The sequence below is a fragment of the Flagellimonas rhodophyticola genome (assembly GCF_049332665.1).
GTDB lineage: Bacteria > Bacteroidota > Bacteroidia > Flavobacteriales > Flavobacteriaceae > Flagellimonas.
Map to the genome: position 1 here is coordinate 2,297,754 of NZ_CP186326.1, position 16,097 is coordinate 2,313,850.

Annotated in this window: 15 protein-coding genes; 7 read left to right on the top strand and 8 right to left on the bottom strand. The window is 37.3% G+C overall.

Annotated elements, in window-relative coordinates:
* Nucleotides 1-10: 10 nt before the first annotated feature.
* Nucleotides 11-775 carry a polysaccharide biosynthesis/export family protein gene (locus ACOKFG_RS10305; RefSeq protein WP_298789324.1) on the top strand — a complete coding sequence of 255 codons (765 nt, stop codon included), beginning with the start codon at nucleotides 11-13 and terminating at the stop codon, nucleotides 773-775.
* A 40-nt stretch (nucleotides 776-815) separates the two neighbouring features.
* Nucleotides 816-3,185 (top strand): polysaccharide biosynthesis tyrosine autokinase, encoded by a 2,370-nt coding sequence (locus ACOKFG_RS10310; protein ID WP_298789325.1) that lies wholly within the window; start codon nucleotides 816-818, stop codon nucleotides 3,183-3,185.
* On the opposite strand, the gene ACOKFG_RS10315 is transcribed toward ACOKFG_RS10310, so the two are convergent.
* Both ACOKFG_RS10315 and mnmE read right to left on the bottom strand, forming a co-directional pair.
* Entirely contained in the window at nucleotides 3,186-3,926 is a 741-nt protein-coding gene (locus ACOKFG_RS10315) for a CpsB/CapC family capsule biosynthesis tyrosine phosphatase (protein ID WP_299485012.1), read from the bottom strand.
* A gap of 74 nt (nucleotides 3,927-4,000) precedes the next feature.
* Nucleotides 4,001-5,371, bottom strand: coding sequence for a tRNA uridine-5-carboxymethylaminomethyl(34) synthesis GTPase MnmE (gene mnmE / locus ACOKFG_RS10320; RefSeq protein WP_298789327.1), 1,371 nt, complete (start codon nucleotides 5,369-5,371; stop codon nucleotides 4,001-4,003).
* A gap of 159 nt (nucleotides 5,372-5,530) precedes the next feature.
* Here mnmE and ACOKFG_RS10325 point away from each other — a divergent pair, with 159 nt between their 5' ends.
* Nucleotides 5,531-6,841: a CoF synthetase gene (locus ACOKFG_RS10325; protein ID WP_298789328.1), complete on the top strand. Its 1,311-nt coding sequence runs from the start codon at nucleotides 5,531-5,533 to the stop codon at nucleotides 6,839-6,841.
* Between the two features lie 419 nt (nucleotides 6,842-7,260).
* Nucleotides 7,261-7,620, top strand: coding sequence for a DUF4870 domain-containing protein (locus ACOKFG_RS10330; protein ID WP_298789329.1), 360 nt, complete (start codon nucleotides 7,261-7,263; stop codon nucleotides 7,618-7,620).
* Nucleotides 7,621-7,679: 59 nt separating this feature from the next.
* Here ACOKFG_RS10330 and ACOKFG_RS10335 read toward each other — a convergent pair whose 3' ends face one another.
* The 6 genes from ACOKFG_RS10335 to ACOKFG_RS10360 all read right to left on the bottom strand — a co-directional run bounded on the left by ACOKFG_RS10335 (nucleotide 7,680) and on the right by ACOKFG_RS10360 (nucleotide 13,707).
* A complete protein-coding gene (locus ACOKFG_RS10335; protein ID WP_298789330.1) occupies nucleotides 7,680-8,762 on the bottom strand; it encodes a hypothetical protein in 1,083 nt (360 codons plus the stop codon).
* Between the two features lie 187 nt (nucleotides 8,763-8,949).
* On the bottom strand, nucleotides 8,950-10,068 hold the full coding sequence (dnaN, locus tag ACOKFG_RS10340; protein ID WP_298789331.1) for a DNA polymerase III subunit beta: 1,119 nt from the start codon (nucleotides 10,066-10,068) through the stop codon (nucleotides 8,950-8,952).
* A gap of 110 nt (nucleotides 10,069-10,178) precedes the next feature.
* Nucleotides 10,179-11,843, bottom strand: a complete 1,665-nt coding sequence (gldG, locus tag ACOKFG_RS10345; RefSeq protein ID WP_299485015.1) for a gliding motility-associated ABC transporter substrate-binding protein GldG — start codon at nucleotides 11,841-11,843, stop codon at nucleotides 10,179-10,181.
* Entirely contained in the window at nucleotides 11,843-12,574 is a 732-nt protein-coding gene (gldF, locus tag ACOKFG_RS10350) for a gliding motility-associated ABC transporter permease subunit GldF (protein ID WP_299485017.1), read from the bottom strand. Before gldF ends, gldG begins: the two co-directional genes overlap by 1 nt.
* Nucleotides 12,574-12,876, bottom strand: a complete 303-nt coding sequence (locus ACOKFG_RS10355) for an antibiotic biosynthesis monooxygenase family protein (protein ID WP_299485019.1) — start codon at nucleotides 12,874-12,876, stop codon at nucleotides 12,574-12,576. The genes gldF and ACOKFG_RS10355 overlap by 1 nt, the downstream gene beginning before the upstream one ends.
* Nucleotides 12,877-13,707 carry an SAM-dependent chlorinase/fluorinase gene (locus ACOKFG_RS10360; RefSeq protein WP_299485020.1) on the bottom strand — a complete coding sequence of 277 codons (831 nt, stop codon included), beginning with the start codon at nucleotides 13,705-13,707 and terminating at the stop codon, nucleotides 12,877-12,879.
* A 122-nt stretch (nucleotides 13,708-13,829) separates the two neighbouring features.
* On the opposite strand from ACOKFG_RS10360, the gene ACOKFG_RS10365 reads away from it, so the two are divergent.
* The 3 genes from ACOKFG_RS10365 (at nucleotide 13,830) to ACOKFG_RS10375 (ending at nucleotide 16,095) form a co-directional block, all read left to right on the top strand.
* A complete protein-coding gene (locus tag ACOKFG_RS10365) occupies nucleotides 13,830-14,783 on the top strand; it encodes a PhoH family protein (protein ID WP_298789336.1) in 954 nt (317 codons plus the stop codon).
* Between the two features lie 6 nt (nucleotides 14,784-14,789).
* Nucleotides 14,790-15,746, top strand: a complete 957-nt coding sequence (locus ACOKFG_RS10370; RefSeq protein WP_422861179.1) for a phosphoribosylaminoimidazolesuccinocarboxamide synthase — start codon at nucleotides 14,790-14,792, stop codon at nucleotides 15,744-15,746.
* Nucleotides 15,747-15,840: 94 nt separating this feature from the next.
* Nucleotides 15,841-16,095, top strand: a complete 255-nt coding sequence (locus ACOKFG_RS10375; RefSeq protein WP_422861180.1) for a DUF4212 domain-containing protein — start codon at nucleotides 15,841-15,843, stop codon at nucleotides 16,093-16,095.
* The last annotated feature ends 2 nt before the right edge of the window (nucleotides 16,096-16,097 follow it).

The following is a 16,097-nucleotide window of genomic DNA, read 5'->3' on the forward strand; positions in this document are numbered from 1 at the left end:
CAAATATTTTATGATTTCAAAATTTAAATTGGCCGCTCTGTCTTTGCTATCCTTGCTAATTTTTTCATGTGGCCCGAAAAAGGATGTGGTGTACTTTCAGGACGCAAACCAATTTGAAACTCTTATAGACGATAACGCATTTACTACAAAATTCAAAGTTGACGATTTGATAAGTATTAATGTTTCAACATTGGATCCTGAAGCAAGTGCTCCTTTTAACTTATTCAGGGGATCTGAAGAAGGAGGAATAAGGCCAGAGCAAGTTAATTATTTGGTAGATAAAAATGGCGAGATAGACTTTCCTGTTATTGGTAAAGTAAAGATTGTGGGCTTGTCACCGGCGGAAACACAGGAACTGCTTAGGAATAAGCTGTCAGATTATCTTAAAAACCCTATCATAAACATTAGGATAAGAAATTTTACGGTAACAGTATTGGGTTCTGTAAATAGACCAGGCACTTATGCTGTTAACGGCGAACAAATTACAATAATGGAAGCTCTTGGAATGGCAGGTGATATCAATATAAAAGGAAGAAAGGACAATATTATGGTGATTAGAGATTTTGATGGCACCAAGGTGTACAACAGAATTAATTTAAATCAAAAAAATGCCCTGAAATCCCCCGTATATTACCTTACCCAAAATGATGTTGTTTATGTTGAGCCCAATCAATCCGGAAAAACCGCTTCCAATTTGGATCAAAGGGCGTCTATAGCTGTGTCAATAATATCTGTTTTGATAACTTCAACGGTTGTTTTACTGACAAGGAATTGAGTGTGATTTTTTTTAATAATTCCCCTAAATTTTAGTAGTAATGACAAGCGCTCCTGAATTAGACCTAAAAACCTTACTGGATATATGTATAAGAAATTGGAAATGGTTCTTGATTTCCACAGTTCTAAGTATATCCTTATCCGTCCTTTACCTGCGATACACCGTTCCAGAGTACAGCGCCACTGCGAAAATTCAAATTCTTGAAGATTCTAATCAAGCATCTGAACTTAGTGTATTGGATGATTTGGATATTTTTTCTTCAGGAAAGGCAAAAATTGAGGATGAAACTGAACTTTTGGCCGCAAGAGATAATTACATTCGAATTGTTAAAAAGCTAGATTTAAACATCCAATATTTCATATTGGGGAATATAAAGAACACGGAAATTTATCGAAAGGAGGATATTCCTTTTTCAATCAATTTTTTATCTAATGATTCTATTGTGCACAGCGCTAAGCACAATTTTTTCATAACAATTCGCTCCGGAACCTCATTCGGATATAAGGAGAGAGAAGATGAAGCAGAGAAGAAATATGATTTTGGGGATAAAATAAAAAGTCCGATTGGTGATATCATTTTAACACCAAAGAAAAAATTGCCCTTACATAAAGATCAACAACTACAGGTCTCTATAGTCCCCATTGAATATGTCGCTGATAGGTATAGAAAGAAAACCATAATTAATGCTAATGACAAGAAGTTTTCTAACATTATCAACATTAGTTTAACAGATCCAATAGAACAAAGGGCAGTTGACATAATTAATGAGTTGATCGGAATTAACAATACGAACGCCGTAACTGATAAGAAAGCCATTGCGGATCGCACAACGAAATTCATTAATGACCGAATAACGGAAATTTATTCGAGCTTGTCCACAGTTGACGAATCTGCCGAAAACTTTAAATCGAGTCGTGGAATTGCCGATTTGGGTTCACAATCCAATGTGAATTTTACCAGAAGCGCCGCAAGCGAGCAAGAACTGCAAAACGCAAACATTCAATTAAGCATTGCTGGTTCAATGAGAGACCTTATCGATGGTCAGGACGGTTACGATATTATTCCAGAAGTTGGGTTGTCTGACCAAGGTATTTCAAGTACCGCACAGCGCTATAATGAATTGGTAGCACAAAGAAATAGATTACTTGAAAGCTCGGGTGAGAAGAACCCAGTTGTTGTAAAATTGGATCAACAGTTAGAAGATTTAAAAAGGGGCATGCAGTCTAGCCTTAACAATGTGACAAACAATTTAAACCTTCAGGTAAACAGTTTAAGTAAGCAATTATCACAAATAAATTCTAGAATATATGCTGCTCCAGGTAATGAAAGAGCTTTAAGGGATATAACCAGAAGGCAGCAAACTACTGAATCACTTTATCTGTATTTACTGCAGAAAAGAGAAGAATCTCAAATCACATTCGCTTCTGCATCACCTAAGTCAAAGATTATTAATTCGGCCTATGGGTCTAATTTTCCAGTTTCTCCAAAAAAGAACGCAATTTATATGGCTTCTTTTATTTTAGGTTTATTGATACCCTTTTCAATAATTTACGCTAAAGACCTATTGGACAATAAGGTACATAATAAATTAAGTTTAGAGAAAACAATATCAAATAAAGCCCCGGTGTTGGCCGAACTTCCAAAAATTAAAAAGAAGGATAGTAAGCTTATTTCCAGCGTTGATCGCTCAGTGTTGGGAGAATCGCTTAGAATATTGAGGACCAACTTGGATTACATGTTGAAGAAAAATGTAAAACCAGGTAAAGGTGGGGTTATATTGGTGACGTCAAGCGTTCCTGGTGAGGGAAAAACATTCTTGTCTTCCAATTTGGCAATGGTTTTTGCAAGCACAAAAAAGAAAGTACTATTAATAGGGGCAGATATTCGAAATCCTAAGTTATATGATTTTTACTCAGATTTGAGTATCAACGTTAATGGAATAAGTAAAAGGAGAAAAGATTTAACCGGGTTGACAGAATTTTTGTATGACAATAAAGTGGAAATAAAAGAAATTATAACCCCAATCCATGTTAATGATACCAACGTCGATATTGTTTTTTCTGGTAAGATTCCGCCGAATCCTGCGGAGCTTTTGATGAGCAAGCGCTTTAAGGAACTTGTAGAGCATTGCTCTAGCATATATGATTATATAATTATAGATTCCGCTCCTCTTCTTCCAGTGACTGACACGTTATTGATTAATGAGCATTCCGATCAAACGGTTTATGTTACCAAAGCCGGAGCTACGGAGCAAAAGGTATTGGAGTATCCCATTAAATTATTAAAAGAGAAAAAGCTTAAGAATCTTTCCTTTGTGGTTAATGGGGTTAAAGATGCAAATTTGGGATACGGAGGTCAATATGGCTATGGCTACGGAAAGACCGTAAAAAAGTGGTGGAAGTTTTCCTAATCAGTAAAAGGTTTTAATAGTATGCTCCACTATAGGTAAGATTCTCTTCAATGTTTTGGAGGATACTTTAATTTCCTTAATTGCGTTTAAATGCTTCTGGTTATGGACATCGGAAGAACAAAAATCTATAAAACCATCGTTCAACAGTTTTAAAGCTATTTTTTGGATTTCACTCCCGTAATATCCTGAAAGTGACAAAAAATTAAGTTGAAACTGGATTCCTCTGGACTTAAGGTGTCCATAAACATCGTATTTTTTGTGGTAATAGATGTATCGCTCAGGATGTGCCAAAATTGGATAGTAGCTGTGCCGGGCAATTTCTTCAATTGCATTTTCAAAATTAAAAGAAGCTTGTAAGTATGACATTTCAACAAGTAGATAATCATTTTTTAGGGGCATTATCTCACCATTTTCAAGGATAGTTTCAAAATTATCGTCAATCATATGTTCAGCGGAAAAATCTAAGGAAGCAGAAACCATGTTTTGCTTGTCCAATTCCGCTTGTAATTTGTCATACGAACTTTTAATCGTTTCAGGAGTATTGGGATAATAATTATGCATTATATGCGGGGTACAAATAAAATTTGTGACCCCCAGATTTTTAAACCCATTGATTAACCCAATCGACTCATCAACCGTTTTGGCACCATCATCAATCCCCGGTAGTATATGGTTATGAATATCTACAAGTCCATGTAGGTAATCTGCCAAAAACACCTTTTTTTGGAAAAAACTGAACATGATTAAAATTTGGATGATAAAGATACGGCTTTCGGGCAAGTAACTTTACCATTAAGTTATTGGGATATCTCCTATTACTTTCCGATACAAAAATTTGAAAAAATATTACCCAACAAGTCATCCGAGGTCACGCTACCCGTAATCTCTCCAAGGTAAAAAAGTGCTTGGCGAATATCAATGGCCATTAAATCACTGGATAAGCCAACTTCCAATCCCTCTTTCACCTTCTGAATTTCTTTAAGGGCTTTGAGCAGTGAGTCATAGTGCCTACTATTGGTAACAACCGTTTCACCGCTGCTTAGTTTTCCTGAATCCACCAATGAAAGTAATTTTTGCTCTAGAAGCTCAATTCCAGTTTTCATTTTTGCGGAAAGAAAAATAGTATTTGGCAATATTTTTTTTATGGCATCAATTTCAGAACTATTCAGTATATCCATTTTATTGCAAATAGATAAAAGCTCCTTATTTGGATATTGACTTTTTATATTTTCATATTGCACGGTATTGGTATTCGACCCGTCAAAAAGAAAGATAATTAACCTCGCCTTTTCAACCTTATCAAAAGTACGTTCAATACCAATTTTTTCAACTTGGTCAGAAGTTTCTCGTATTCCAGCAGTATCGATGAACCTAAAATTGATTCCCTTAATACTTATCTGATCTTCGACTGTATCGCGAGTAGTCCCGGCAATATCACTGACAATGGCCCTTTCATCGTTCAATAATACATTCAAAAGGGTAGATTTACCAACATTGGGTTCGCCTACAATGGCAACGGGGATTCCATTTTTTATGACGTTGCCTAAAGCAAAAGAATCTATAAGTTTTTTCAAAACCTCACTTATTCGCTCAAGAAGTTCATTGAATTGCGTGCGATCTGCAAACTCAACATCTTCGCCAGAAAAATCCAGCTCTAGCTCTATTAACGATGCGAAATCCAAAAGTTCAGCTCGAAGTAGTTGAATCTCATTGCTAAAACCGCCTCTCATCTGTTGCATGGCAATCTGATGCGATGCCTCACTGTCACTTGCAATTAGATCCGCTACCGCCTCTGCCTGGCTAAGATCCATTTTGGCGTTTAAAAAAGCGCGCAAGGTAAACTCACCGGCGGAAGCCATACGACATCCCTTTCTCAAAAATAGTTGTACAATTTGTTGCTGAATATAAGGCGAACCGTGGCAAGATATTTCCACGACATTTTCACCAGTATAGGAATTTGGACTTTTAAAAATGGACACCAACACTTTATCTAAAGCTTTATCTCCATTCATAATATGACCCAAATGGATTGTATGTGTTTTTTGCATAATCAACTTCTTGCCTGAAATTGATTTGAAGTGAGAATCTACAATAGCAATTGAATCTGAACCTGAAATACGCAAAACGGCGATGGCACCAATACCTGATGGTGTTGCAAGAGCAATTATGTTATCCGTATTTGACATGGTGTCAAAAATACGAATTCATTTGCCGTAATAGAGTATTTCGCAGAATACGGGGAGTTATCCCAATTATGAAATGGGTAAACTATGAAATCTGAATTTTTTTGTAAAAACATTTTCTGGTTTCTGTCGTTAAATACATAGAATTGATAGAAGAATTTGATGAACAAACTATTACAAAACCTGCGACGCAGAGGCTATTGGTTTGTCGATTACCTTACAGGAAGTAAAACAAAAAATCATTTTTCCGAGATAAAAAACATCTTGGAAAATCCTGGAGGCAATAAAACCATGAAAATCAGAAAAAAGAGATTGGAGCACCTGCTGTCACATGCTGCCAGTACAACCCCTTTTTATGCAAAGTTTAAAGGCAATAAAGACCTTCATAACTTCCCGGTTATAAATAAGAATATAGTTCTCGATAATTACGATGACTTCAAATCTTCAGATTATAAAGACGCTCGTTTGCACAAAGCCTCGAGCAGTGGTTCAACAGGAATACCTTTTAGCATTTTCCAAAACAAGGTAAAACGTTCTAGGAACACAGCGGATGTAATTTACTTTTCCGAAATTGTAGATAGCTTGCTGGGCAACAGGTTGATCTATCTCAAGCTTTGGGACCATACCAATGTCAAGAAGAAATCAACAATGTTTTTGCAAAACATCCTTGCACATAATGTAATGGACTCATCAAATGAAGAAATCAAGAAGTTGTTATCACAGATTGCTAAAGACAAGTCAGACAAGAATATTCTTGGTTACCCCTCTTTTTTTGAAGAAATATGTAATTACCTCGACGTTCAGCAAGATTTACCGAGAATCAGTAATGTGAATTCCATTATATCCTTTGCTGAAAGTTTAAAAGATTTGGAAAGAGATCGGATGTCTAAATACTTTAACGCTCCTATTTTTGAACGGTATTCCAATCAAGAAAATGGGATATTGGCACAACAGACAAAGGATAGCAATGGGAATTTTATGCTAAACTGGGCAAGCTATTATTTTGAAATTTTGGAGTTGGAATCTGATGATCATGTGAAGAGCGGTGGTTTGGGCAGGATAGTGGTAACCGATTTGTTTAACTTTTCCATGCCGATGATCAGATATGATACCGGGGACATGGCCATATATGGAAAAGATGAAGCCGGATATCCATTTTTATCAAAAATTTACGGAAGACGAACTGATACCATATATAATACAAGCGGAGAAATTGTGTCGCCATTTATTTTTTACATGGTATTGGATTTTTCCACAATTAGACAATTTCAGTTCATTCAAAAAGACAAGACCGAATATCTTTTTAAACTTAATGGGAATCCACAGGATGTAGAAGAAGAGGAGATTATAAAATACTTCCGGAATTATTTAGGTGATGACGCAAACATAAAATTTGAATACGTCCAAGAAATACCATTGTTGTCTTCTGGCAAGAGAAAAAAGATTGTAAATGAGTTTATGGAATATGTTTAAGCAATCAATAATGCATTAAAAAAAAGTGGACAAATCATTACCCACTTTTTTTATAAGGTCATTTGTCATTTTAATAACCCGAAGAAGAACATTTGAATTTTTTCTGCTGTAATGCCTTCTCCACTTATTCTCTTTATGCTTACATCCTCTTTTATAGCACCTCCAAGAGCGATATCTCTTTTTGCTGATGCTTCCTACATTGTCATCACATTTTAACAAAAAGCAGGTAATGTGACAATGAAATGGGTATGGAAAATATCAATCACTACTTCTTCGGTTAAAATGTAAATTTTCAAAATTAAAGTACTCATTGAGTCCTTATAACTACCGATGTATTGAATTTTAAAAGACTAAGCCTTGAAATGTAACATTTTATAAAAAGTACACACTCATTTAATAAATCTTTAAATCAGTCAAAAATGGAAGTCATCAATCAAAATGTAGTTAGAAAGGATAATACGCTGTTGTCTATTGCACACCTTACACAGTTGTTGCATTACGTAACCGGGTTTGGTGGTTTTATTGTGCCGTTGATCATTTGGTTAACTTCCCGCAAAAGTGTTGAGGGAATGGACGAACACGGAAAATCCATAGTCAATTTTCAGTTGAGCTTATTACTGTATTTGATAATAAGTGTTCCGGCAATTTTATTGTTTGGACTGGGAATTCTGGGACTTATAGGTGTGGGAATCTTGGGATTTGTTTTACCCGTTGTAAATGCTATTAAAGCTGCAAATGGAGAAGCTCCTTCCCAGTTTTTAACGATTCCATTTATATAAAAAAAGCTAGGGTTTTATCCCTAGCTTTTTTATTAATTATATTATTCCAATTTAGAGATTTATTCTTCTGCACAAACTACAGCATGCGCAATTACGTATATATCTCCATCTAGGTCTTCTTGAATGCTATACTGTCCTGGAGCAACGGTTGGACTACCATCTTTTGTAGGGAACATGTCGTTACCTGCATAGGTATGTGTTTCACTTACAATATAAGAGTCATCAATGTTATAAGTAACAGTTACTTCACCATCCGAGTAAACTACATCAACAGTACCTACCAATTCTCCTTTACTGATATCGCATTGTCCAGCAGCAGCATAGATGTCATAGGACTCATCTGCACCTGGAGAAAGTGGTCCGATAGTCCAACCCCATCTACTGAAACCTTCATCCAAGAAACAAGTGTTTCCATCATTTCCCCTGGCGAAAGCAGTTTCACACGCAGGTTCGGGTTCGCATTCCACAGGAATAGAAATAAAAACAGGCTGTCGGTTATTGGTAGGAATCAAGATAATTGCCAAAAGCTGACCTTCTCCTGGTTCAAAACCTTCACCATTGGCGATTGCTTCATTAACAATTTCTTGTCCTTTTAGCTCGCTCCAATCACCTCCTAAAAATGCGCAGGCCGCACAATTATTATCGTCAATAAGTTCCCAAATAGCCCATTGAACATCTCCAAAAGTGTAGGTTCCTCCACTTGGACTGACTTGACCAATAAAGTTTTGATTAATGATCCAGTTCACCAAATCAAAGTTATCAGGGTTTTCAAATGCTCCTAACGGTAAATCTGCATAGCTGGAATATACATCGGCATCAAAGCATTCATCACCGCTTAATGACAAATCAACATCAATACACCAAGCTCCATAATCTCCGGCAAGTTCTGTGTCGTTTATGGTCAGATCAAAGTATACATTGTTGGCATCTTCACCTTTTGCAGTGGTACAAGCATTTACCAAAGCTGGTAAATCTGGGGTAAGATTTACCACACACACTTGATTCTCTTCTTTTTCCTTTTCAGGCTTTATTTTACCTCTACCCTCTATACCTCCAAGGGCCTCGGCATCCACGGGTTCGGTTTCACAAGAATAGAAACCAATTGTTGTTACAGCCAAAACGGCCAAAAGTAATTTTTTCATGTTTTTCGATAATTTAGTTAATGTTTTAGGTTGAGGAATTAACCAAATCTATCCATTGAGAACGAAAGAGTTAAAAATCGGCGTTAAAAAACCAAGAATATCGATATAATGCCACGGTCCAAATTGATTCGTAGGTAAATACAGTTTAATCCGGATTTGAAGTCAGAAGCGACTTACCTTCAGATAGTCAGTTGTTTAACATTACTGGCATTACAAGCATTGTTACATGTTCGCCTTCATCTAATCCATCAATAGGGGTAAGAATTCCTGCTCGGTTGGGTAAACTCATTTCCAATGATACATCATCCGAAGTTAAATTGTTGAGCATTTCAACCAGAAACCTAGAATTGAAACCAATCTGCATATCATCACCTTGGTAAGAACAAGAAAGTCTTTCTTCGGCCTTGTTGCTGTAATCTACATCTTCGGCAGATATGTTTAATTCAGCACCGGCAATTTTCAATCGGATTTGATGTGTAGTTTTATTGGAGAAAATTGATACCCTTCTAACTGAACTCAAAAACTGGTTTCGGGAGATGCTCAATTTGTTAGGGTTTTCCTTTGGAATAACAGCTTCGTAGTTAGGATATTTCCCGTCGATTAATCTGCAAATCAACTCGGAGTTGTCAAAAATGAACTTGGCATTACTATCGTTGTATTCGATAGTAACTTCTGATTCTGAACCTGATAAAATTCCTTTGAGTAAATTCAACGGTTTTTTCGGCATTATGAATTCAGCAACTTGGGAAGCTGTAAGGTCGTTACGTTGATATTTTACCAACTTATGGGCATCAGTTGCCACAAAAGTCAAATTCTCTGTGGAAAACTGGAAAAAGACACCACTCATTACCGGTCTTAGGTCATCATTGCCGGCCGCGAAAATGGTCTTATTGATAGCTGTAGCCAAAACATCACCTAAAAGGGTAGTGGAGCTAGGGTTGGATACTTCTATAGCCTTTGGAAACTCTGCTCCATCTGCATAAGCCAAAGCATATTTACCATGATTGGAGCTGATTTCTACAGTATTATTATCCTCAACAACAAAGGTCAACGGTTGTTCCGGAAAAGTCTTTAAAGTGTCTAATAATAACCTCGCGGGAACAGCTATTGCACCTTCTGCATCCGAATCTACTTCCAAAACAGAACTCATAGTAGTTTCCAAATCAGAAGCGGAAACAGTCAATTTGTTCTGTTTTAAGTCGAACAGAAAATTATCAAGAATAGGCAAGGTATTGCTATTGTTAATGACACCACCTAAAACCTGTAGTTGTTTTAATAAATATGTACTGGATACGATAAACTTCATCAAAGAAATTCTTTTAGTATTGATGCCCTAAAAGTTCGAATCGGGCGTATAAATCGGCAAAAACAAATATATTTTAAAACCCTTTAGCAAAGAAACAAACTTATTAACATCTAAAGCGCATATTTTCGTTTGCGATAGTAACCGAAGAAAATGCCTGCCAACAATGTCAAAAATACGGGAACCCCAATATTTATTAGCTGCCATTTGCTTTTTTGAGATGAGATTTTCTCAGCGTCCAACAAGGGAATGGAAACCCTCTTGTTTCGAATGTTTATAAGTCCGGTATCATCGAGAAGGAAATTGATACAGTTCACCAAAAATTCCTTGTTGCCATAAGAACTGTTGGTCCATTTATCGTAACCCAATTGAAGTGGTCTTCCGTTGCGGATTTGATTTTTTATGAGATCACCGTCCGAAATGATAATCATTTTATTTTCTATGCCTTCTTCCAATGAATTTTCAAGGGATAACGGTTTTACCCGATTCTTGTACATGGAACGGAAACTACCTTCGATTAAAACTGCCAATGGCTGATTACCATTAGTGTAAGATGCTTTGTCTGGTGGATTATTTAAAATATCCAGTCCAATCTGTCTTGGAGTACCCATGGTTTTTGAAAGGGGAGAGCTCAGCAGAAGGGCAGTTTTCTTATAATCGTTTTCCAAAATATCCATAGCGCTGGCAAATTGGTAACGGACTGCTTCAATGTTTGTATTTATGGGGTGGTTGTTTCTTGAAAAGACCATCGGATTGTAATACCAGGGAACGGGATTGTATTGTGAATCATTTCCTTCACCTGATGCCAGTACAATTTGAGTAAAATACAAATCGTTCACGAGAACAGGATTGATCCGTACTCCATAGTTGAAAAAGAAATCTTTTAAGTTCAACTCCCTGGGTATGGCCATTGCACTCCCTCCTCCGCTGAAAATGCTATCCACTTCCATGGCGACCTGATCTATTAGCCAAATAGACTTTCCGCCATTGATGACATATTGATCTAGAACATATTTCTCTTCATCAGAAAAAGCCTCCGTTGGTTTGGCAATCAATGCCAAATCAAAGGCTTTTAGTTGATCCAGCACTTTTTGCGGATTTGACGCTACGGAATCCAACGTAATTGCTCCAATATTATAGTAGTCTCGGATGGTAGTTAGGTAATCCGCAATATAGATGTCATCCAGTTCTCCATTTCCCTTAATCACAGCTACCCGTTTCTTTTCTGAGATATTCAATTTGGTAAAAGCATCCGCAAATGCATATTCCAACTGCTGTACGGAATTGTTTATTTTGTCCTCCATTGAAGAACCTAATTTATTCTTGAGAAGGGGCACCTTTTCTGTTTGATCATTATAGTTGACCATTGCCCAAGGGAAAACCAATTCTTGAGATACCTTTCCATTTTCTCGTATGGTGACATTGGCAGGAGTAAGACCTATTCGTTGCAAATCGGAGATGGTCTGTTGTGCTTGGGCCTCATCCGCCAACGGATTTACCAAGTTGAATTGAATATTCTTGTTTTGCGCTGCAAAGGATTCCAGTAGTTGCAAGGTTTCCACCTTTAATTTTGCGAACTCAGGAGGAATATTCCCATCCAACAAAACATCAATAATAACGGGAGTTTCGAATTTTTTGGCAGCTTCGATTGAAGGTTGTGACAATGTAAATCGCTGATCTTCAGTCAGGTCAAACCTTGCATAGAGAAAGCTGGAAATTACATTGAGAATAATCACCAAGACCAAAACTTTCGCTATTGAAATCAAGAACTTTCCCATTAGCGCGGTAATTGTTTTAAACGTTGAAAGGTGAGATATAGAAATAGGAGTGTTAGCGAAATGAAAAATATCAAATCCCGTGTATCCACAATCCCTCTGGCTATACTGTCAAAATGTGCTCTTGCACCCAAACCTCTGACAATTTGTTGCGTTTCTCCATCTGAAAATAGGGAGGAAACGGCTTCAAACCCATTGAATATTAAAAAACAAATAAGAATACCAACTATAAAAGAGATTATCTGGCTGTCAGATGTGGTGGATGCGAAAACACCTATGGACGTGTAGGCAGCAATCAAGAAGAAAAGCCCAAAATAGGACCCTAGAACGATACCTGAATCGAAATTCCCTTCTTCAATTCCTAAACTGGAAATTGCAAACACATATATAATCGTGGGTAGCACTGCAATAATGCAGAGGACAAAAGCACCCCAGAATTTGCCTAAAACCAGTTTCCAAATGGAAATGGGTTTTATAAGCAGTAATTCCAGCGTTCCCATTTTTCGTTCTTCTGAAAAACTTTTCATTGTAATTGCGGGAACTAAAAAGATAAATATCCATGGAGCCAACAAAAACAGGTTGCTCAAATCAGCAAACCCATACTCAAAAATGTTGAAGTCACCTTTAAAAACCCACAAAAACAATCCGTTGAGTAACAAAAACAACCCAACAATTAAATAACCTATGGGCGAAGTAAAAAAAGACCGAATCTCTCGTTTAAAAATCGCGAACATTAAATTGAGATTGAAGATTGTAATTTGTTGACACTCCAGGCTTCCGGTTTTGCAGCGAACAATAGTTTGGTTTTACCCCAAACATCTTTAAAAAACTCTGATTTTCTATAATATTCCAAATCTGACTCGTTATCCCAGAAACTATATGTGAAAAAAATACATGGATTTTTAAGGTCTTGATACAATTCTACCTTACTACACCCTTTAAAATTGGTAATCCCTGATTTTGTTTTCTGAAAGATTTGCTCAAAACTAGGAATATTTTCGGGTTTAAAAGTGAGTTTTACAATGCGTATCAACATTTATAAAAAATTTATGGTGACGGTATCCCTGTAATTTAGACCGAGCAGGGTAGAGGCGCCACCCACAGTGTTTAAATCACTTTTATAGATAGCAAGTTCCACATATCCGGCGGAATTGAAAAGTGCCAATGCATCCCCAGGTCCCTTGCGCTGTGGTTTTCCCAAATCAAAATTGATGATACCATTGTAGCTATTGTGAATCGAAGTTATTTTATTGGTTCGGGCTATCACTTCAAATTCGCGCCCATTGCGGTAGGCCTCAAAAAGATTTTTTTGAATATTGGTAATGACATTGCCATAGTTGTCTATATACACAACATTACCGGTGATTGTTTTACCATTGTTTGAAATTCTTGGTTCAAATTCGCGAAGCTCTTTTAATTCATTAAAAGCTTTCCCGATTACTTCCAAGGTACCACCTCGTGCAATATGACATGCCACTTGCACAAATACATTCATTACCGGAAATGAACTGGGCCTAAAATCTGGAATACTGATTTCAACAACCTTTTCGGGGTTTATTTCCGAAGTTATCAAAGAAATGACCCCATTGTTGGCACTGATGAAATAATGACCATCTACCTGAACCGCAATGTGGTGGTTTTCTGGAGATTGTTCAGAGTCTACACCAACGATATGAACACTGCCAGGAGGAAAAGAACGATACGCATTTTTTAATATATAGGCGCACTCTTGAATGTTGAACGGACTTATCTCATGCGAAATATCAACAATGGTAACATCTGGCAAGTTGTTTAGAATGGTCCCTTTTATTGCACCAACAAAGTGGTCCTTATGGCCAAAATCAGTGGTTAAGGTTATTATTGCCATGCAACAGTGTTGATATGTTTTTCCCGGTTCAAATCGATTTTTAGTTAAATTTGCGAGGTAAAATTAAGTAAAAAGAAAGAATAAAATTTCTTCAAAAATAACCTTTAAATACCCCGTTTTTATTGAACGAACTTATTATTGAACTCACGGAGATAAGCCCACAAGATTTCTTTGGGCAGCGGAATGAAAATATTGAGCTGTTAAAAAAGTACTTTCCCAAGCTTAAAATCGTTGCCAGAGGTAGCAAAATAAAAGTGTATGGAGATGAAGCGTTGCTAGAGGAGTTCGATAGACGTTTTGATATGCTTACCGCCCATTTTGCCAAATACAACAAATTGGATGAAAACTCTATTGAGCGAGTACTGACCAGTAATGGACAGGAAGATTATAGCTCATCCAAAAGTAGTGGTGATGTTTTGGTGCATGGTGTAAGTGGCAGATTAATCAAAGCTCAGACAGCTAATCAACGCAAATTGGTGGATGCCTGCAAAAAGGACGACATGGTTTTTGCCATTGGCCCTGCTGGAACCGGAAAAACGTATACAGGAGTCGCCTTGGCCGTAAAAGCCCTTAAAGAAAAACAGGTAAGACGAATCATTTTGACACGTCCTGCGGTTGAAGCTGGTGAAAATTTGGGTTTCCTTCCTGGAGATTTAAAAGAAAAGCTAGACCCTTATATGCAGCCGCTTTATGATGCACTTCGAGATATGATCGCTCCTGAAAAGTTGGATAAATATATCGAAGACGGAACTATTCAGATTGCACCCATGGCGTTTATGCGTGGTAGAACCTTGGATAATGCGTTTGTAATTTTAGATGAAGCACAAAATACCACCCACGCCCAAATGAAGATGTTTTTGACACGTATGGGTAAAAATGCCAAATTCCTTTTGACGGGCGATCCTGGCCAAATTGATTTACCACGCCGTGTAATCTCAGGTTTAAAAGAGGCCCTTTTGATTTTAAAAAATGTACAGGGCATTAGCATCATTTATTTAGACGATAAAGATGTGATTCGCCATAAATTGGTCAAGAAAGTCATTGCCGCATACAAAAATATCGAGCATACAAACTAATCAAGCATGCCAAACACATTAATGGATACCGATTTCCATTTCTCCGGACAACAATCGGTTTACAAAGGAAAGGTTCGAGAAGTTTATACACTTCAAAATGATATCTTGGTAATGATTGCCACAGATCGTTTGTCGGCCTTTGACGTAGTAATGCCCAAAGGAATACCGTATAAAGGTCAAATCCTGAATCAGATTGCGACTAAGATGATGCGAGCTACGGAGGATATTGTACCCAACTGGCTTATGGCGACTCCTGATGCAAATGTGGCCGTAGGCGTAGCCTGCGAACCTTTCAAAGTGGAAATGGTTATTCGGGGTTATATGTCTGGGCATGCCGCTAGGGAATACAAAGCGGGAAAAAGAATACTTTGTGGCGAGCCAATGCCAGAGGGGATGAAAGAAAATGATAAATTCCCAGAACCCATAATCACCCCAGCAACAAAAGCTGAAAAAGGAGATCATGATGAAGATATTTCCAAAGCCGAAATTCTGGAAAGAGGAATTGTCTCAGAAGCCGATTATGCCGTTTTAGAAAAATACACAAAAGCACTTTTCCAAAGGGGAACCGAATTGGCTGCCAAAAGAGGATTGATTTTGGTTGACACCAAATATGAATTTGGAAAAACGAAGGACGGTGAGATAGTACTTATTGATGAAATCCACACTCCGGATTCTTCCCGATATTTTTACACAGCGGGTTATGAGGAACGTCAGATAAAGGGAGAACCCCAAAAACAATTATCCAAAGAATTTGTGAGACAATGGCTTATTTCCAATGGTTTTCAAGGATTGGAAGGCCAAACAGTTCCAGAAATGAGCGACGAATACATAGAAACCGTTTCTGAGCGCTATATTGAGTTGTATGAAAGTATCACAGGAGAAACTTTTCAGAAGGCCAATGTGTCCAATATTCAGGAGCGAATAGGCACTAGTGTGTCAGACTATATAAAGACACTGCAGTAAATATCAATTTCAGACAGCATTTTGTGCGCTTCTTGAGCTTTCTTCGAGTAGTTGTTCCATATTTCATATATTTCAGAAATAAACCAACCTTGAAATGGACGCAGCACTACGCAAAAAATACTGGCGCGAAAACTTAAAGTATCTCGCCATCCTTCTCTCCATATGGTTTTTGGTCTCTTACGGATTTGGGATTCTTCTTGTTGATGAATTGAATACCATTCGTTTAGGAGGTTTTAAGCTAGGCTTCTGGTTCGCCCAACAAGGTTCCATCTACGTTTTTGTGATCCTCATTTTCATTTATGTCCGTTTAATGAATAAACTGGATAAAAAATACAGGGTAAACGAATAAGC